The sequence below is a fragment of the Kitasatospora sp. NPDC058162 genome (assembly GCF_042884005.1).
Taxonomy (GTDB): Bacteria; Actinomycetota; Actinomycetes; order Streptomycetales; family Streptomycetaceae; genus Kitasatospora.
Genome location: NZ_JBHVUS010000022.1, coordinates 1 through 18,271 on the forward strand (window position 1 = coordinate 1; position 18,271 = coordinate 18,271).

Genomic DNA, 18,271 nt, shown 5'->3' on the forward strand with positions numbered 1-18,271 from the left:
CGATCCGGGTGACGTTGGTGTGCCGGTCCTCGCGGGAGAAGCCGAGGCCCTTGGAGAGGAACTCGCGGATCTCGTCGCCGTCCAGGACCTCGACCTTGTGGCCCTCGGCACGCAGCCGCTCGGCCAGCGCGAAGGCCAGGGTGGTCTTGCCCGCACTCGGCAGCCCGGTCAGCCACACGGTGGCGCCGCGCTCGCAGGGGGCGGGCGTCAGGTCAGCCGGGGTGACGCCGCCACGGGAGGGGTTTGCTATGTCAGACATCGTCTTCCGCTCTTGGCCATCTCGATCACCGACCACGCGTCCGGGCCGCCCGGCTTCTCCCTCGCCGGGAGCCGGATCGGCCCGCCCGTCAGTGATCGAGCAGCCCTGCCTTGATGAAGCCCTCGCGCGCTCCGGGCTTGTCCATCACGCCGCACTGCTCGAAGAGCTGGACGGTCTTCGCCGAGGCGGTCCGGACACCGGCCAGGACGGCGTCCCGGTTGTAGGACTCCTCGATGACGGCCCGGACCGTCTCCGCGGAGAACCCCGACTGCTCCAGGGCGCGGCGGGCCGGGCGGGTGGCCGGCTCCAGGGAGCGCACGATCAGGTTCGGGAGGAAGGAGGCGACCAGGTCCCGCTCCGCGCTGCCCAGTTGCGTCCACAGCTCCTGGAAGAGGGAGGCGAAGAAGGCGTGGTGGCGGCCCTCGTCGATGGCGTGGTCACGCACGGTGTCACGGACGACGGTGATCACGTTCTCGTCGCTCGGGATGTCGGAGAGGATCGAGGTGATCAGCGTCTCGAACACGACGACCTGGAGCAGCTGGACCAGCAGCCGGTGCTGGGGGAAGTCGGTTCCGACCGAGTCGAGTTGTTCCAGGTACGGCTTGAAGTCGTACGGCAGCGCGGTGATGCCGGCCCGGTTCTCGATCTGCTTGCACACGTCGAGGCTGTAGAGCGAGTGGTAGCCCTCGTCGACGTAGATCTTGAAGGCGTCCATCCGCACGTCGTCGGTGGCCTGCAGCCCCGCCCGCCCTTCGGCGATGCGCTGGGTCGCGCGGTTCACCACGGCGACCTCGAAGTGCGAGGTGAACTTCAGCCACTGGAAGAGGTGCTGGGCCGCGAGGTAGCGACGCACCGGCTCCTCCGCCTGGAGGATCCGGGGGTGGCTGAGGTGCGGGACGAGGTGTACCGGGAAGAACTCCTTGGTGATGTCGTCATCCGGGGTGATCAGCCGCCGGGCATCCCGGCGGACACCGGCCTTCTCGTACCACGTGTTGAACACCTTCGTCTTGCTTACCGACGGCTCCACTGCCCCGGTCCTTCCGTTCGTCGATCCCAGCGGCTCGTCAAGGCGCGGGACCTGTGAGCCATCGCACCGGCGTGCGCGTTGATTACTGGATTGCGCGAGCAAGTGGTGCCGGCCGGAGCCGGACACCACCTGCTCGGTACTGCGGTCACTGCCCAGCGGCAGGATCAGGCGTTGTCGCCCTCGGCGGAACGGGAGTAGAGCGTCCCCTCGCCCCACACCTGGTCGACGCGCCCCCACTCCATGGCCGAGGCCAGGTCGGGGAAGAAGCCCGTGCCGCTGTGGTTCGCGCTCGTGTTGCACAGCACGGGCACGCCGCTCAGGCGGTGGTACTCGACCAGGACGGCACGCAGGGTCGCGTCGTCCTCGGCGCCCACGGTCTGGAGCCTGGCGGTGCCGTCCAGGTGCAGCACCGCGGGGATGCGGTCCACCCAGTCGGGCCGCACGTCGTGGTCGAAGAGCATGTGGGGGTCCGGGGTGCCCGGCTCGAAGATCGCGGGCGCGTGCTCCTCGAGGCAGATCGGCGCGACCGGCCGGTAGCTCTCGCGGTGCTTCACCTCGTTGAGCAGTTCCTTCATCGCGGGATCGACCGCCGGGGCGATGATGCTGCGGCCGCCGAGCGCGCGCGGGCCGAGCTCGGCGCGGCCGTTCACCACGACCACCGGGCGGCCGGTCTCGTGCATGAAGCGGGCCAGCTCCTCGGGCGTGCAGGGCTTGCCCTCCCAGCCGGCCGGGATCGGCGTGGGCTTCACGGCCGCCCCGAGACGCGCGTGCCAGGTGATCGGGCGGACGCCCGACTCCGCCATCAGGTGGGCGGCCGCGGTGCCGATGGCGGAGCCCGAGTCGTTCGGGAAGGGCGGCACCCAGACGGCCTTGAACGCCGGGTCGGCGCGCAGGGCGCTGTTCCACTTGATGTTCAGCGCGCAGCCGCCGATGAAGCAGAGGTTCCACGGGCCGTCGCCCTTGAGCGCGCGCACCTTCTCGGCGGCGCGGGAGACCAGGAGGTCCTCCAGGAACTGGTGGATCGAGGTCAGTACGTCCTCGTCGCTGACCCCGGTGCCGTCGAGACGTGCGGCGACCTCGCGGTAGAAGGCGTGCACGTAGGTGAGCGACGGCTCGGAGTTGCTGCCCCAACCGCCCACCGTCGCCCGGTAGTCGGCCACCTCGGGCGTCTCGGCCTCGAACAGCTCGTGGAAGACCTCGGTGAGGACCTTGATGATCTCCGGGCGCGCCTCGCCGAGCGCGATGTAGGCCATCAGCTTCCCGGCCACCGAGAGGTCGTCCACGGTGCGGGACTCGTCGACCCGCTTGAAGGGCCCGAAGTGGTGTGCCGCGGTGGCGTAGCTGTGTCCGATGAGCGGGAACAGCTCACCGTGGTTCTCCACGCCGGTGACCGGGTCCACGTGGTAGAGGCGGGGGAACATCCCGCCGTCCCACACCAGCACGAAGGAGGCCTCGCCGGCCGCCCCGAACGGGCTCGAGCAGTAGGCGGCGGCCAGGTGGCCGGTGACGTGCAGGTAGCTGGTGTACGGCTTCACCGTGTCGCCGATGGCGAACTCGCCCTTGAAGCCGGGCTGCAGGAGGTTCGGGACGGCCTCGTTCTCGCGGTAGGGCGCGAGCAGGAGCTCCAGCTGGTCGCCGAAGTTCTTCGGCATGGCCTTGCCGTTCACGGCGCCGTCCCAGCCGTCGATGACCCACTCGTCCACGTCGTCGACCTTGTAGCCGAAGTCGCCGAGGAGCTCCGGGACGATGTTCAGGTCGTCGACCTCGCTGTAGCGGGGGTTGTTGGCGATCTTCTCGATCTCGACGCTGAAGACCAGCTGATCGCCGTCGATGAGAGCCACAGCTCCGTCGTGGGTCAGCTTCAAGCCACAGATGATCATGGGAGCCTCTTTATGTGTTCTGTGTCGCAATTTGTCACCCTGCGGACAGGAGAGTGAATTCACGTGCAGGCCCGCTGGGGGCTGCGAGGGAGGGTGAGATGGTCTTTCGTCGCACTGCCGGAGGCGTGCGGGACGGGGCGGGTGCCCGGAGGGTTCAGCTCCGCCCGGCGAGGCTGCTCGCCGAGGAGTCGTCACCGGCGTCCTCGGGCGTTCCGAAGACCTGCTGAGCCTCGGCCATGCTCGCGATCCGGCGCAACGGAGACGTGAAGAGCATGCAGCACGACACGGTCATCGAGATGCTGATCAGCAGCAGGGCCCTGGAGGCTCCGGCCCAGTCCACGAGCACGCCGCCGACCAGTGCGCCCAAGGGGATGGTCCCGAACGAGACCAGTCGGTAGCTCGCGGTCACGGAGCCCAGGTACTCGGCCGGCGGGACCGCTTGGCGCAGGCTGATGGCGAACACGTTGTAGACCGCGGACGCGACCCCGTTGATGACGAACGCAGCGGTGAGGGCCAGCAGCGGCAGGACCACGGCGGCGGCCAGTCGACCGACGAGGAAGGAGGCCGCAGCCACCAGGAGCGCCGTCGTGACCGCCATTCCGGCGTGCAGCCGCTCGGAGAGGCGGCCGGCGAGCAGCGAACCGAGGAGCGCGCCGATACTACCGATCCCCAGGATCACCCCGACCACACCGCCCGAGACGTGCTGGGTCCGGACGGCGTAGATCATGAATGCCGTCAGGAACGCTTCCTCGTGCAGATTGTAGAGCCCCGACTGCAGGCACAGGTCGCGGACGGCACGGGTCTTGAGCGTGAAGCGCAGACCGTCACGGATGGAGACCTTCGGCCGTGCCGTCCGCTCGCCGGCCTCTTCCCGGCTGCCGAAGGACCAGAAGCTCAGGACCGCCGCCGTGAAGAGCCCGGCGGTGACCCCGACCGCGCTCGGCAGGCCTGCGGCCTGCACGAGGAAGCCCGCCAGGGCGGGACCGGCCATCTGGGTCACCGAGTTGGTGGCCTGCAGCAGCCCGTTCCCGGAGACCAGCTCGGAGACCGAGAGGACCCTGGGCACCGTGGACTGGTAGCCGACGTCGTAGAAGACGGTGGCGGAGCCGACGAGCACCGCGACGAGCAGCAGAGCCCAGAAGCTGAGGCCGACGAGTGCGGAGATCAGCCCCAGCAGGCCCAGCGCGGCGCCCCTGACCAGGTTGCAGACGACCAGCAGGCGCCGTGCGGATATCCGGTCCACCATGCTTCCCGCGACGAGCGAGAGCGCGATGACCGGGACGAACTGTGAGGCGGAGACCAGTCCCACCTTGGTCGCGCTGACGTGCAGGAGTGTCACCGCCATCAGGGGCAGGGCGAACTGCGCGATCTGGTAACCGAGTCGGGCGGCCGAGTCGCCTGCCCACAGGCGCCGGAAGTCCGGCGACTGCAGCAGGGCGCGGCGCTCCAGCGGGACGGGTTCAGCCACGGGTGTCTCCTAGGAGTCGTCTTCGGGGTCGGATCCACAGCGGGATCGAGGCGGCGGTCACAGCGGCCCGGTGGGGACTCGCGGGCTCGTCGTGTCCGGCGGCCGGGGCCGCATCATTGCCTCACCACTTGATCAGCTCTGAAGACGGGCCCTGGGGACACCGAAACCCCTCGGGCTTCGGCTCCGGTCATCCGGTCGCGAGGATCCGGCGGACGGTGAGCCCGCGGCCGGGGTCACAACAGCCGCGGCCCCACCGCTCGCTCGCGTCGAGCGGTTGCCGGCCGGATTCGACCGGCACGGTTCAGCCGGTCGTGCAGCGGATCGTGATCGCGGCACGGACCCGCCGTTCGAGCAGGTCGAGCTCCTGCGGGTCCGGCGCGTCGATGAGGAAGCTCACCGCTCGGTCGTCGGAGCTCTTCAGGGGACCGAGAAGGGTGCCGCGGTCCTTCAGCACGAGCACGGCCCGCAGCGCGCCCTCGTCCGACTGCTCACCCGGGGTGAGGTCGGGCCAGATGCCGCTCTCCCCGACCCAACTCGGCTGCACTCCCGGCCAATCGACAACGACGTCCGCGAGCACGCCGACCGGGTGCTCCAGGTAGACCTGGCGCGCGTAGCGGCGCGGCCGGGGGTAGCTGGTGGCCTCGCCGAGTGCGATGTCCATGATGGCCGGCTCCATGGCCGCCCCGGTCGCGAGCTCGTAGAGCGCCAGGAGCCCGTCACCGGGAGTGCGCGCGGCGACCTCCATCAGGAACGGCTTCCCGTCGTCGCCGACGCGCCATTCGCTGTGGGCGATCCCGTTCCGGAAGTCGAGCCGCTCCAGCAGACCGCGGTTCGCGGCGAGGAGCAGCTCCGCCTCGTTCTCCCGGGCGCTCGGAACACTGTGCACGAGTTCCACGAACGTCTGCGCGTGGGAGTCCGTGGTCTCCTTGCGCGTCACCGAGGAGAAGACCAGCTCGCCGTCCTGGACCAGGCTCTCCACCGAGAACTCCTGGCCGGAGACGCGCTGCTCGACGAGCAGCGTCTCGTGCTCCGGGTAGGAGGGGAGGACCTGCTGGAGCTCCGTCCACCCGCCGACCGTCTCCACGCCCGAGCTGGAGTGTCGCCCGGAGGGCTTGACCACCGCCGGGAACCGGACGGATTCCCGGGACAGCGCATCGCGCTCGCCCGGCGGCAGGGTGACCGACAGCGGGCTGAACTCGTCAAGGTACCAGCGCTGGAGGTACTTGTTCCGGCAGGTACGGGTCGCCCGCAGCCCCGGTGAACGCAGGCCGAGCGCGTCGGCCACGATCCCCGCCTGCTCGACCAGGACCTCGCCCACCGCGTAGACCCCGACGATGTCACGCGTGGCCCGCCACTGCTGGGCCTTCGCGATCACTCCCGCCGTGAACGAGCCCTCCGTACCGAGCGCGCCGTCCACGAAGCCGATCTCGTCGATCAGGGACGCCGGATGGGCGGAGTCCTTCATGGCGGCCAGTGCCTCGCCGCGCCAGCCGGACGGCGTCAGCAGGAGGACGTCGATCCCGCGCCGCTTCAGTTCACGCAGGTACAAGGGGTTACGGCAGACGACGCCGAATCCACCGAGGAGTATGAAGGACGGGGTCCGCCGATCCACCGCGAGCTCCGTCATCACTCGTATCCGTACTGGGCGAGGACATCGCCGTACAGCTCGTTGAAGAGCTTCTCGTTGGCGGGGCTGAACGCCTCGCGCCAGCCGCCGGTGCCGCCCTTGTGGAAGCTCCACGAGTCGGTGTTGTAGATCCGGTCGGCGATCTTCTCCGCGTCCTGGTCGCCGGCGCCGACGTGCTGCAGGACCCGGCCCACCGTGTCGACCTGCACCTGCCGCGAACCGCCGCCGCGGGGGCCGACCAGGTCCTCGTACCGGACCTTGCAGACGCCGGGGTGGTTCAGCAGCCAGAGCGACTTCTCGAACTCGGTCCGGGCCAGGAAGTACGGGTCCCGCAGGGCGTAGTCGATCTTCTCGTGCATGGTCGACTTGCCCAACAGGATGGCGTTGAACACGCGTCGCTCGTAGAAGTTGCCGAACCCCTTGGGGGTCTTCCCCTCAACGAAGTTGATGAGGGAGACCAGCGCGTCACGAGGATCCCGGTAGTTCAGGATGACCGGCGGCTCGGCCGTGTCGCACCACTCGCCGATGAAGCTTCCGTCGACCTTGGAGATGTCCAGGTCGTGCCAGATCCAGCACAGCCCCTCGGGGGTCTCGTCGAACCGCGTGCTGGAGATCCTGGGGTTGGTCGCGGTGATGTCGACCTGGTCGTACCGGTCCTGCCCGTAACGGTTGGCGACCGGCTGGCCGAACCTCCGGTACCAGCTCCAGGAGAGGGCGGACCACGCCTCGTCGGTGCGCTGCACGAATTCCGGCGTGCCCTCGGTGCTGCAGATCTCGGCGAGGACCTCCGGCGAGTGGACCAGTGCCGCGATCTTCTTGCGCTGGGCCGTGTCGAATACCGGGATATTGCGCTCGGACGGTCGCGTCGCGCCCACTATGCGGTAGTCCAGTTCGAGCATCAGCTCCTGGATGAGATGAGTTCCCGTCTTTTGCGGAGAAACGATGAGGGTCCGAGGTGATACCACTGCAGATCCTTTTGCTCATAAGGGCGTTTGGCAGGTCAGCCCGAGGATGATCTTCACGCTAGCACGAACGCGCTGGTCGGAGAAGGGTCGAAAAATCTACGCGTGTTGCACGTCCGACTTTCCAGATCAGGGCGGTCCCGTACCCCATGTCTTTTCCTGGCGAAAAAACGGACAGATACCCCCAGGATGGCCGCTCCGCACTATTTCGACAACATGTACTCGGCGTAACAGTTCTGCATTGGACAAAGGCGCTCCGATTGCCTGACGGATCGTCAACACTCGTTCCGAGCGAGGGCATGACGCCACGTCGGCGGCGATCAAGCGGCGATCACCCTGTGTATCCGATCCGCGACCCGGGCCGGCCTTGTGTGGATTCGGTGAACCACTCGCACCCGAACCGCGAGGAGGGGCCCGCCGACCACTCGACCCCCGCCCGGACCGGCAGAGACCTCCGGAACCCGCCCCGCACCGGGCCCAACGACCGGGCGCGGCAGCGAACTGTGTCGGACCGTCAGACGACGGAGCGCCTCCGGTCCGGCGGACCGCACGCGTGACCAAACCGGGCGAAACCCGTCCCCCGGAACCTCGGGACAGGGCCGCAAACCGGACATTGATGGAACTTGTCCTGAACCTGTTGCCAGTCCCCAGCCGTTGCGGCTAGGTTGTGGCGTCGATACGTCAGGTCTGAAATGAAGGCGATTCGGGGATCCGCCCGACCGTCCATTCTGGATACCGCTGCGGCCCGGGTGAAAGGCCGCGGCGAAACACCAGTCCTTCGACCGCCGAGATCCCCAATGCATCGGTGCTGCGATTAGGTTGTTTCACATGCATGCAATTGAAGTTGCCAGAGCTCCCATTACCTTCGGGCAACTGTCGCTCCTGCGTTCCATTCAAAGCATCGACCCCTTGGCGGCCAACCTCCCCCAGGTGTGGGAACTGCCCGCGGGTACCACGGTCCGACAGGTCGAGGAAGCCCTGACCGCCCTCCAGGACCGGCACGAGGCACTTCGTACCCGGTACGAGGACATCGGCGGCGGAACTCCCGTACAGATCGTCCTCCCGCCTCGACCGGTCACCGTCGCCGGCCCGCCCCGGGAGTCCGATCCGGTACGGGTGGCGGATTCCCTCGGCGCCACCCCTTTCGACATCACCGTCGAACTCCCCTGGCGGACGGCGCTGGTGACCGAGAACGGCGAGCTCCGCTGGCTGGCCGTCTGTCTCCACCACGTCGCCACCGACGGCTGGTCGGTCAACCAGTTGCGGCGGGAGTTCCTGACCCTCCTCTCGGTGGGCGCCCTCCCGGACGGCGAGGTCCCGACCTGCCGGGCACTGGCGGCGGAGCAGTGGTCCGAAGCCAACGGCACCCGCCGGCGGTCGGCCCGCAAGCACTGGCAGAAGATCTTCGGCAAGGCGCCGGCCATGGTGCGGGACGGGGCACCCGAGTCGGTCAACGGCCGTTGGGGCCGGTACGGCACCGCGGAGCTCACCGACGCCGCCACCCTGGTCGCCCGGGCCCACCAGCTGTCGCTCCCCTCGGTCATGCTCAGCGCCTACTGCCGCGCCGCCGCGCAGTACGACGGCCTGGGCGAGATCATGGTCGCGGTCTTCACCAACAACCGCAGCGACCCGCGCTGGGAGAAGCTGCTCACCACCCAGGACCAGGTCATCCCGCTGGTCGTCCCGATCGACCCGGACGAGCCGTTCGGCGCCTTCGCCGGCAAGCTCCACTGGGAGCTGTTCAGGTCCTACCGGCACGGCGAGTACCACGTCGACGACATGCTGGAGATCGCGGCCGAACACGGCTTCACGGGCACGGTGAACGGCTGCTTCGACGGATCAGTGAGCGGGCTCTTCACCTACTTCTTCAACTACATGGGCGAGTACCAGAAGGACCAGCTCTCCGTCCCCGAGGGCCTGGAGACCGGTACCACCGGCCGCAACATCGGCGCGCCGCTCTACCTCCAGGTACAGGAGGGCGAGGCCATCGTCTCGACGCTCCAGGAGAACTCCTCGGCCACCGGCTACGAGCGGATCTCCGGCATCCTCCGAACGATCGAGGAGATCATCCTCTCCGCGGCACAGGAGCCGGCCCCCCGGTCCGAGTAGGTCCGGGCGCCGGCCAAGCGGCCCCGCTGCGCGGACACCGGGCGACCGGGGAGGGTCAGACAACGGTCGACGGCCGGGTCGCCCTCCCCGGCTTCGCCGTGACCGGGTGCAGCGCGCCCGCGAGCACTGTCACCGTGCCGCCCCTTCCGACGGTGAGCGGGTGGAGCGCCGACCGAACGGCCCGGAGCACGACGCCGGTCGGACCCTGCGCGCCCTGACGCCAGGGCGGCCCCGATCGCCGCCGACGCCGCCTCCGGGACGACCGGATACCCCGCCCCCAACGAACTTCCGGCTGGTCGAACCACCAGTCACCCGTCCACCCGCTGCACTGTCCTGGAGGAATAGTGTCAAAGCACGTCATGATCCTGCATCAATGGACTGACCGTTTCGCGGAGTACGAGTCGTACGTCGACCACACCGCCGACACGGTCACGTACATTGCCGCGCCATGGTCGCTCGGCTCGATTCCCGGCACGGCGACCGCGGTGAAGGAGATCGCCAGCACCGAGGACGAGCCCCTGCTGCGGGGCGCCGTCGCGGACCTCGTCGCCGAGTACGGCGTGCCGGACCGGATCATCGCGCTCAACGAATCGGACCTCGACCTCGCCGCCGTCCTCCGCGAGGAACTCGGTGTCCCCGGTCAGACCCCGGCGGACCTCGCGCCGTTCCGCGACAAGCTGGTCATGGCGCAGCGTCTGGCCGCGGCCGGTGTCGCCGTGCCCGCGACCGTGCACGCGGTCGACCACCAGGTGGTGCGGTCGTTCGCCGAGGAGCACGGCTGGCCCGTCCTGCTCAAGCCGGCCCGCGGCACCTCCAGCATCGGGGTCACCCGCCTCGACTCCGCCGACGACCTCGCCGCATTCGTCTTCCCGCCGGACGAGTTCCTCCTGGTGCAGCCCTACCTGCCGCACGAGATCCTGCACGTCGACGGGGTCAGCCTGGGGGACGGACTCGGGCTCGGGGCCTGGCGGGCCTCGCGGTACGTCAACACCTGCTTCGCGTACACCGAGGGGAAGCCGCTGGGGTCGGTCGAGGTGGACGACCCGGTGCTGCTGTCCCGCCTCGAGGACTTCACCACCCGGACGACCGCGGCCCTCAGCGCCGACCCCGTCGTCTTCCACCTGGAGCTCTTCGTCTCCGGCCCGCAGGAGGCGCCGGAGGTGCAGTTCCTGGAGATCGGCGCCCGTCCCGGCGGGGCGGAGATCCCCTTCCTCTGGCGTGAGGTCCACGGAATCGACCTCATGAAGGCCACCTTCGCGCTCCAGGCCGGGGAGTCGGTTCCCGCCGAGGCGCGCTCGATGCCGCCCGTCGACGAGACCGAGCGGGTCGGTTGGCTGCTGGTCTCCACGCCGGAGGCCAAGCCGTGCCGGGTCGTCTCGTCCGAGCTCGCCCTCGCGCCCGAGCAGGGCCCGTACACCACGGTGCGCCCGGTCAGGGGCCGGACCCTCGTCAGCACCCCGGGTTACGAGCACGGTTACGAGAACTCCGGTGCGCGGTTCCGGTTCCGCGGGCGGTCCGGCGCCGAGGTCCTGGCGAAGCTGGAGCGGACCGTCGCCGAGTTCGACTTCCGCTGCCGGCCGGTCGACCCGAACGGTCCCGAGCTGGTCGTCCTCATCGGGTCCGGTGAGCGCGCCTACCGCGAGTACGCGTTCAAGGCGATCTCCCGCGTCGCCCGGATCGCCCTCGTCAGCACCTCGGAAGCGACGTGGGAGCGCGAGTACGTCACGGCGCACCGGCAGGTCCCGGACACCACGGCCGATTCGCTGGTGACGGCGATCGGCGACCTGTTCGCGGAACACGGGGGCAACGTCGGGGTCATGACCTGGGCCGAAGTCCTCCTGGAGGACACCGCGGCGGCGGCGGAACGGCTGGGCATGCGCCACATGTCACCGACGGCGGCCTCGAACTGCCGGGACAAGCTCTCCACGCGGCGCCTCCAGACCACCGGCCTGGTCAGGTTCGCGCGCGTCGACAGTCAGGAGGAGGCCCTGGCGGCCGCCGAGGCCTTCGGCTTCCCGGTCGTCGTCAAGCCGCGTTCGCTCGCCGGCAGCGTGGGCGTGGCACAGGCCGCGACGCGGGAGGAGCTCGTCGAGCACTTCGCCATGACGGCGGCGAGCTCGTTCCCCGGCCTCACCCCCCTCGGCGGTTCGATCGTCGAGGAGTTCGTCGACGGTCCGGAGATCAGCGTCGACTCCGTGGTCTTCCGGGGCGAGGTGCAGCCGGTGAACGTGGCGCGCAAGCGCTTGGGGTTCGAGCCCTACTGCCAGGAGGTGGGGCACCTCGTCGCGCCGTGGCGTGACGAGGAGTGGGCGGACCAGGTGACGCAGATGCTCACCCGGACCCACCACGATCTGGGCATCACCGACGGCGTGACGCACGCGGAGGTCCGGCTGACCGCGTCGGGGCCCAAGCTCATCGAGTTGAACGGCCGGCTCGGCGGTGACTTCATCCCCCGTCTGGGCTTCCTGGCCACGGGCATCGACCTCACTGCCGCCGCGGCGTCGATCGCCCTGGGGCACCGCCCCGACGTCACGCCGCAGCGCGACCGGTGCGTCGAGATCAGGTTCCTCTTCCCGGCCGAGGACGGGGTCGTCGAGTCCGTCGACACCACCGCGGCGGAACAGCTCGAAGGCGTCGTGGAGGTGGTGCGCCTGATCCAGCCGCCCACCCCGCTCCGGCTCCCCCCGCGCGGCCTCGAACCGCGCGTGCTCGCGGTCGTGGTCGCGGCCGCGACCCCCGAGGAGTGCGGCAGCATCCTCGACAAGGCGGAGTCACTCATCGAGATCCGGCTCACCCCGTTCGACTCGTCGGCGGCCGGCCGATGATCAAGGACGCCGTCAAGAAGCTGGTCAGCGACTACTCGCTCCCCGGGAAGAACCACCGCATCATCGCCGTCGGCGTCGTGGTCAACGCCTCCGGCAGTGGGTTCTACCTGACCGGCAGCACGCTCTACTTCCTGAAGGGCATCGGCCTGACCGCGGCCCAGGTCGGACTGGGTCTGACCATCGCCGGCCTCGTCGGGTTCCTCACCACCGTTCCCGTCACGCTCCTGGCGAAGCGTCTGGGCCCGCTCACCCTGCTCCGGACGCTCCAACTGTGGCGCGCGTCCTGGCTGGTGGCGCTGGCCTTCTGCACCGGGCCGGTGACGTTCACCCTGTGTGCGTCCATGGTCATGGTCTCGCAGGGCCCGATCTTCCCGATGGTCCAGATGCTCGTCAACACGACCGCCGGTAGTGCCGACCGCACCCGGATGCTCGGCGTGATCAGCTCCGTCATCAACATCGGGATGTCGGCCGGCACCCTCGCGGCGGCACCGCTGATCTCCGTGGGCGGCCTGCCCTGGCTGCGGTCGGTCATCCTGGCCGGAGCCGCTTGCAGCGTGCTGTCGTCCGTGGTGTTCCGCTTCCTGGACGTCGACACCTCGTCCTCGGAGCCGGCCACGCAGAAGTGGTACGGCGGGCTCCTCGACGTCGCGAAGGACCGCAAGTACCTGGCGCTCTCCGCCGTCAACGGGATCCTCTTCCTGCACCCGGTCCTGCTCGGTGTCGCCATCCCCTTGTGGCTCGTCGAGTCGACGAACGCGCCCGAGGGCCTGCTCAGTGTCCTCGTCTTCGTCAACACCGTCCTGGCCATCGTCTTCCAGGTGCACTTCGCGAAGAACATCAAGAGCAGCGCGGACGGCACCAGGTCGCTCCTGCGCTCCGGCGTGATGCTCGGACTCTTCAGCCTGGCGCTGATCCCGACCCTGTACACCGGTGTCTGGCTGAGTGTCACGATCCTGCTGGCGGCGACCGTTCTGCTCACCTGCGGAGAGCTCTTCCAGGGCGCGGGGGCGTGGGAGCTGTCCATCCGCCACGCGCCGGAGTCCAAGCGGGCCGAGTACCTGGCCGTCTTCAGCCTCGGCGGATCCATCTCGAACATCGTCGGGCCCGCCCTGGTCGCCGTGCTCATCACCTGGGGGGCGACCGGAATGGTCGTCCTCGCGGCGATCTTCGCCGCCGCGGCCGGCCTGATCGTGGCGGTGGGCCAGAAGCTCGCACAGGCCGATCCGGCGGCGGAGCCGGCCGCTGCGGTCTCCTGAGCTCCCGCCCGGCCCGCACACCCCTGAACCCCGCAAGGAGAAGACCATGCAGGACCGTTTGCTCGACATCATCCTCGGCGTCATCGGTGAACTGAATGAGCGGCGGGAGGAGAAGATCCCCACGGACGAACCGCTGGAGCTGAGCTTCTACGGGAACTCGGCCGTCTTCGACTCCATGCAGCTGGTGAACTTCCTGGCGCGTGTGGAGGAGGCGATCGAGGACGAGTTCGACGTCGAGATCTCGCTGACCTCGGAGAAGGCGGTCTCGCAGCGGATCAGCCCCTTCAGCAGCACCCGCCGGCTCATAGAGTTCGCCGGCGGTGAGCTCGCGGAGGCCGGAGTCGTGACCGGCGTCTGAACGGCCGCGACACCATGACAACGATGTTGATCACCGGGACCCGCACCGGTATCGGAAAGTCCCTGGCGGAGCACTTCCTGCGGCGCGGGGACACCGTGATCGGCTGCAGCAGGCGCCCCTCCTCGATCGAGCACCCCGCGTACCGCCACTTCGAGTCGGACCTGACCGACCCGACGCAGCTGAGGCGCATGTTCCGGTCGATCCGGCAGGAGTTCGGTCACCTCGACAGCCTGGTCAACAACGCGGGCACCGCCACCATGAACCACTTCATGCTGACCCCGGAGGCGACGACCCGGAGCATCTTCGAGATCAACTTCTTCGCCGTGCTCGCGTGCAGCCGCGAAGCGACCAAGCTCCTGCAGAAGAGCGACCGGGCGAGTACGTCCATCCTCAACATCTCCACCGTCGCCGTCCCGTGGTCGCTCGACGGCCAGCTGGCCTACTCGGCGAGCAAGAGCGCCGTCGAACAGGCGACCCGGGTCATGAGCAAGGAGCTGGCTCCCTTCGGTGTCCGGGTGAACGCGCTCGGGCTGCCGCTGGTCAGGACGGTCCTGACCCGGACCCTCCCCGAGGAGGCCAGGGCGAACGTGCTCGCGCGCCAGACCATCGACCGGGTCTGCGAGCTCGACGACCTGGTCGGTCCGGTGGAGTTCCTGACGTCGGAACAGTCCGGGTTCGTCACCGGCGAAACGATCTACCTGGGAGGAGTGCGCTAGTGCGCGACACGCTGACGGCCCGATTGAGGATCCTGAACGACCGCGTCGCTGTCATCGACCGCGGCACCAGCCGTTCCTACGCGGAGCTGGCGGACGAGATCGACCGGCTGGGGACGGCGTTCGACGCCGCCGGGATGGACGCCGGGGCGACGGTCGTCCTGCACGGGGACTTCTCCTTCTCGCAGATCGCGGCGTTCTACGCGCTCTACCTGCGCAGGAACATCGTCATCCCCGTCGTGTCGTTCACCGAGATCAGCTACGACGCCGTCCGGAACACCTGCCGTGCCGAGTTCGTCGTCGAGGTGGGCGACGAGGTCACCGTCGAGCGCTACGATCCGGTCGACGGTGCGGAGTCCGAGCGCATCGGCGTCCTCAGAGCGGGCGGGCAGTCCGGTCTCATCCTGCTCTCCAGCGGCTCGACCGGGAAGCCGAAGGCCATCCTGCACGATCTCGACGCTCTCTTCGCGGAGAAGGTCAAGTCGTCCGGGCACTTCAGTCGGACCCCGCGCAACATCCTGCTGTTCCTGTTGGCCGACCACATCGGCGGGATCAACTCGCTGCTGGGCGTGCTGAGTTCGCGGGCGAGCGCGGTCATCCCCGCGGAGCGGACCCCCGGTGAGATCTGCTCGCTGGTCGAGCGGTACGGCATCAGGCTGCTTCCGACCAGCCCGACCTTCCTGAACCTCGTCCTGATCGGCGGCTTCCACCGGCAACACGATCTGTCGAGCCTGAAGCTCATCACGTACGGGACCGAGCCGATGCAGGAGGAACTCCTCCGGCGGGTGCACGCGGCGATTCCGGGGGCGAGGCTGCTGCAGACGTTCGGGACGAGCGAGACCGGCATCTCGACCACCAGCAGCAAGTCGTCCTCCAGCACCTCCTTCCGGATCGAGGACGACGGCTCCGAGTACCGCGTCGTCGACGGTGAGCTCCAACTGCGGACCAGGACCCAGTTCCTGGGGTACCTGAACTACTCGAACGAGGCCGTCACGGAGGACGGCTGGTTCCGCACCGGTGACCTGGTCGAGGAGACCGGGGACGGCTACCTCAAGGTCAAGGGCCGGGCCGCGGAGGTCATCAACGTCGGCGGCGAGAAGGTCCTGCCGCTCGAACTGGAGTCCATCCTCCTCGGCAGCCCCGAGATCTCCGACTGCGTGGTCTTCGGCATGCCCAACGCCATCACCGGCCAGGCGGTCCACGTCGAGGTCGTGCCGGCCCGCGACCTCTCCAAAGCGGAACTGCGGCACCACGTCCGCACCTTCCTCGACGGGAAGGTGGAGCCGTTCAAGATGCCGGCCAAGGTGTCGATCGTCGCCCGGACGGCCGTCTCCGCCCGTTTCAAGAAGGACAGGAAGATCAACCGTGGCTGATGTCGTCATCCTGGGGGCAGCCAAGTTCGCCCTCGAAGTCGCCCGCTACGTGCGCGACGCGGGGCACACCGTCGACCGCTTCCTCGCCCTGGAGGGCGAGGAGGTCGTCGTACCGGACGGACAGTGGTCGAGGATCTCCCGGGACCACCCGGCCGAGGGCACCGCGGTCGTCCTGGCGGTGTCCGCCCCGGAGCGCCGGGCGGAACTCGTCCGGGACGTCGTGGAGGCCCGGAACCTCGACGCGATCAACGTGGTCCACCCCTCCTCCACCGTCGAGGACGGCGCGCTCCGGGGGGTCGGGAACGTCATCGGACCCGACAACTACGTCGGGGTCAACGCCACCTTCGGCAGCTTCAACGTCCTGAACTACCGGTCCAGCATCGGACACCACTCCAGGATCGGCTCGTCGAACTTCATCTCGCCGAACTTCCACACCGGGAACTCGGTCACGATCGGTTCCGGGAACTTCTTCGGCATCGGCTGCCAGCTGGCGCCCGGCGTGACGGTGGGCGACGACTGTCGCGTCCAGGCCGGTCTCACCCTCTTCGAGGACGCCGTGGACGGCCGCTCCTACCTGGCCCCCAGCCGCATCAAGTCCCTCCCCACCCACTGATCCCGTAAGGACACCGTCATGAACCAGCAGCGTGTCGCCATCATCGGCGCCGGACCGACCGGCTGTACCGCGGCGCTCACCCTGAACCGACTCGGGCACGAGGCCGTGGTCTTCGAGCGGGGCGACTTCCCGCGCTACCGGATCGGGGAGTCCTTCCTGCCGGGCTCGCTCTCCCTCTTCAACCGCCTCGGCCTGGAGGAGAAGATCGAGGAGGCCGGCTTCGTCAAGAAGCCGTCGGCGACGTTCCTCTGGGGCAAGGGCGAGGTGCCCTGGACCTTCTCCTTCTCCACCCCGCGGACGGCACCCTGGGTGCTCGACCACGCCATCCAGGTCGACCGCAAGGTGTTCGACCAGATGCTCGTGGACGAGGTCCGCGAGCGCGGCATCCCCGTGCACATGGACACGCCCGTGACCACCGTGGACGTCTCCGACCCGGACCGGGTCACCGTCGGGTACCGCCTGGACGGCGAGAACCTGGAGGACTCCTTCGACTACGTCATCGACGCCGGCGGCTCGGGCGGCCCACTCGCGCGGCAGTTGAAGAAGCGCCGCTACGACGAGTACTTCCGGAGCTTCGCGATCTGGTCGTACTTCAAGAAGGCGGATCCGTTCGAGGGCGACCTCAAGGGCACCACGTACTCGATCACCTTCGAGGACGGCTGGGTGTGGATGATCCCGCTCAAGGGCGACCTGTACAGCGTCGGTCTGGTGGTGGACCGGTCGAAGGCCGACGAGGTGAAGGAGCGCGGCTTCGAGGAGTTCTACACCTCGACGCTCGCCAAGGCCGACCGCGCGATGGCCATCCTGGACGGGGCCGAACGGTGCGACGAGGTGCGCATCGTGCACGACTGGTCCTACGACTCGGAGCTGTACTCCAGCGGGCGCTGGTTCCTCAGCGGCGACTCGGCCGCCTTCACGGACCCGCTGTTCTCGCAGGGCGTCCAGATGGCCACTCAGTCGGCGGTCTCCGCCGCAGCGGCGATCGACCGCATCAGCACCCACGGCGAAGAGGCCGAGGTCGTGCACGACTGGTACAACCGGGCCTACCGGGAGACCTACGAGAAGTACCACGAGTTCCTGTCCGCCTTCTACACGATGGCCTCGTTCAGCGAGCCGGACTCCGCGTTCTGGGCGAACCGCAGGATCCAGGACACGGACGACAGCCGGGTCGAGCGCCGCCGCTGGTTCGACATGCTGGTCAACTCGGAGGACACCACGGGGCAGTCGGCCGAGGAGTTCCGCGATCGCGCCAGCACGATGATGAGCATCGGCCGGCACCAGCGCCCGGAGCTGAGCTCCGAGTTCTCCGACGACGAGCTGATCCCGGCCCGCGTCCGGTGGGTGGCGGACCTCAACAAGGCGCTGCGGAGCATCCAGCGACTCGAATGGGTGGGGCAGGAGGTCCTCCTCAAGCCGTACTACAAGATCGACCCGGTGGAGTTCCGGCTGCTGCCCAAGCAGGTGCTGGCGAACGAGGCCGGGCGCGACATGCCCAAGTGGACGGTGGACGAGCGGCACCAGCAGATACTCCAGCGCATGCAGCGCGAGGGCATCGGGTTCAAGGAGCTGGAGAGCGCGCTGAGCAACGCCGAGCGCTCCGAGGTCAGTTCGCAGATCATCATCCGCCTCTTCGAGGCCGGCCTGCTGCGGGGATTCGACAAGAACGGCGAACGCGTCGTCATCCAGGCCCGGCTGCGGTTCGACGGCGTGGGAACCGAGTACGAGATCTGACGGACGTTCCGCCGTCCCCGGCCGGGTGGCCGGGCGGGCCGCCGGGCACGGCCCACCCGCCCGGACCGAC

General features: G+C 68.8%; 14 protein-coding genes. 8 read left to right on the top strand and 6 right to left on the bottom strand.

The genetic code is table 11. From position 1 onward, the window contains the following. The 6 genes from ACFVXG_RS30445 to ACFVXG_RS30470 all read right to left on the bottom strand — a co-directional run. The coding region (locus ACFVXG_RS30445) for an adenylyl-sulfate kinase (protein WP_387931937.1) at positions 1-259 on the bottom strand (259 nt) is incomplete at its 3' end. Positions 260-347: 88 nt separating this feature from the next. Further along, positions 348-1,286 (bottom strand): diiron oxygenase, encoded by a 939-nt coding sequence (locus ACFVXG_RS30450; protein ID WP_387931938.1) that lies wholly within the window; start codon positions 1,284-1,286, stop codon positions 348-350. 164 nt (positions 1,287-1,450) lie between these two features. Continuing rightward, positions 1,451-3,166 carry a carbamoyltransferase N-terminal domain-containing protein gene (locus ACFVXG_RS30455; protein ID WP_387931940.1) on the bottom strand — a complete coding sequence of 572 codons (1,716 nt, stop codon included), beginning with the start codon at positions 3,164-3,166 and terminating at the stop codon, positions 1,451-1,453. 154 nt (positions 3,167-3,320) lie between these two features. Beyond that, positions 3,321-4,634: an MFS transporter gene (locus tag ACFVXG_RS30460; RefSeq protein WP_387931942.1), complete on the bottom strand. Its 1,314-nt coding sequence runs from the start codon at positions 4,632-4,634 to the stop codon at positions 3,321-3,323. A gap of 301 nt (positions 4,635-4,935) precedes the next feature. Further along, the gene (locus ACFVXG_RS30465) at positions 4,936-6,261 is read right to left on the bottom strand and encodes an acetyl-CoA carboxylase biotin carboxylase subunit family protein (protein ID WP_387931944.1); all 1,326 of its coding nucleotides are present in this window, start codon (positions 6,259-6,261) and stop codon (positions 4,936-4,938) included. Then, positions 6,261-7,160 carry a hypothetical protein gene (locus tag ACFVXG_RS30470; RefSeq protein WP_387931946.1) on the bottom strand — a complete coding sequence of 300 codons (900 nt, stop codon included), beginning with the start codon at positions 7,158-7,160 and terminating at the stop codon, positions 6,261-6,263. Before ACFVXG_RS30470 ends, ACFVXG_RS30465 begins: the two co-directional genes overlap by 1 nt. Before the next feature lie 972 nt (positions 7,161-8,132). Between ACFVXG_RS30470 and ACFVXG_RS30475 the strand changes: the two genes are divergently transcribed. From ACFVXG_RS30475 to cmlS, 8 genes are all read left to right on the top strand, one after another. Next, positions 8,133-9,332 (top strand): condensation domain-containing protein, encoded by a 1,200-nt coding sequence (locus tag ACFVXG_RS30475; protein WP_387931948.1) that lies wholly within the window; start codon positions 8,133-8,135, stop codon positions 9,330-9,332. 359 nt (positions 9,333-9,691) lie between these two features. Beyond that, a complete protein-coding gene (locus tag ACFVXG_RS30480; protein ID WP_387931949.1) occupies positions 9,692-12,157 on the top strand; it encodes an acetyl-CoA carboxylase biotin carboxylase subunit family protein in 2,466 nt (821 codons plus the stop codon). Further along, positions 12,154-13,413: an MFS transporter gene (locus tag ACFVXG_RS30485; protein WP_387931951.1), complete on the top strand. Its 1,260-nt coding sequence runs from the start codon at positions 12,154-12,156 to the stop codon at positions 13,411-13,413. Before ACFVXG_RS30480 ends, ACFVXG_RS30485 begins: the two co-directional genes overlap by 4 nt. 46 nt (positions 13,414-13,459) lie before the next feature. Then, positions 13,460-13,771: a hypothetical protein gene (locus tag ACFVXG_RS30490; protein WP_387931953.1), complete on the top strand. Its 312-nt coding sequence runs from the start codon at positions 13,460-13,462 to the stop codon at positions 13,769-13,771. 23 nt (positions 13,772-13,794) lie between these two features. Beyond that, the gene (locus ACFVXG_RS30495) at positions 13,795-14,487 is read left to right on the top strand and encodes an SDR family NAD(P)-dependent oxidoreductase (RefSeq protein WP_387931955.1); all 693 of its coding nucleotides are present in this window, start codon (positions 13,795-13,797) and stop codon (positions 14,485-14,487) included. Then, entirely contained in the window at positions 14,487-15,857 is a 1,371-nt protein-coding gene (locus ACFVXG_RS30500; RefSeq protein ID WP_387931957.1) for an AMP-binding protein, read from the top strand. Before ACFVXG_RS30495 ends, ACFVXG_RS30500 begins: the two co-directional genes overlap by 1 nt. Beyond that, positions 15,850-16,470: a DapH/DapD/GlmU-related protein gene (locus ACFVXG_RS30505; RefSeq protein ID WP_387931959.1), complete on the top strand. Its 621-nt coding sequence runs from the start codon at positions 15,850-15,852 to the stop codon at positions 16,468-16,470. Before ACFVXG_RS30500 ends, ACFVXG_RS30505 begins: the two co-directional genes overlap by 8 nt. 18 nt (positions 16,471-16,488) lie before the next feature. Continuing rightward, positions 16,489-18,201 (top strand): chloramphenicol-biosynthetic FADH2-dependent halogenase CmlS, encoded by a 1,713-nt coding sequence (gene cmlS / locus ACFVXG_RS30510; protein ID WP_387931961.1) that lies wholly within the window; start codon positions 16,489-16,491, stop codon positions 18,199-18,201. Positions 18,202-18,271 lie beyond the last annotated feature (70 nt).

Excerpts from the sequence above, each read along its gene's own strand:
- cmlS (WP_387931961.1), top strand. The coding sequence starts at position 16,489 with ATGAACCAGCAGCGTGTCGCCATCATCGGCGCCGGACCGACCGGCTGT.
- ACFVXG_RS30455 (WP_387931940.1), bottom strand. The coding sequence starts at position 3,166 with ATGATCATCTGTGGCTTGAAGCTGACCCACGACGGAGCTGTGGCTCTC.
- ACFVXG_RS30480 (WP_387931949.1), top strand. The coding sequence starts at position 9,692 with ATGATCCTGCATCAATGGACTGACCGTTTCGCGGAGTACGAGTCGTAC.
- ACFVXG_RS30485 (WP_387931951.1), top strand. The coding sequence starts at position 12,154 with ATGATCAAGGACGCCGTCAAGAAGCTGGTCAGCGACTACTCGCTCCCC.
- ACFVXG_RS30495 (WP_387931955.1), top strand. The coding sequence starts at position 13,795 with ATGTTGATCACCGGGACCCGCACCGGTATCGGAAAGTCCCTGGCGGAG.
- ACFVXG_RS30490 (WP_387931953.1), top strand. The coding sequence starts at position 13,460 with ATGCAGGACCGTTTGCTCGACATCATCCTCGGCGTCATCGGTGAACTG.
- ACFVXG_RS30470 (WP_387931946.1), bottom strand. The coding sequence starts at position 7,160 with ATGCTCGAACTGGACTACCGCATAGTGGGCGCGACGCGACCGTCCGAG.
- ACFVXG_RS30465 (WP_387931944.1), bottom strand. The coding sequence starts at position 6,261 with ATGACGGAGCTCGCGGTGGATCGGCGGACCCCGTCCTTCATACTCCTC.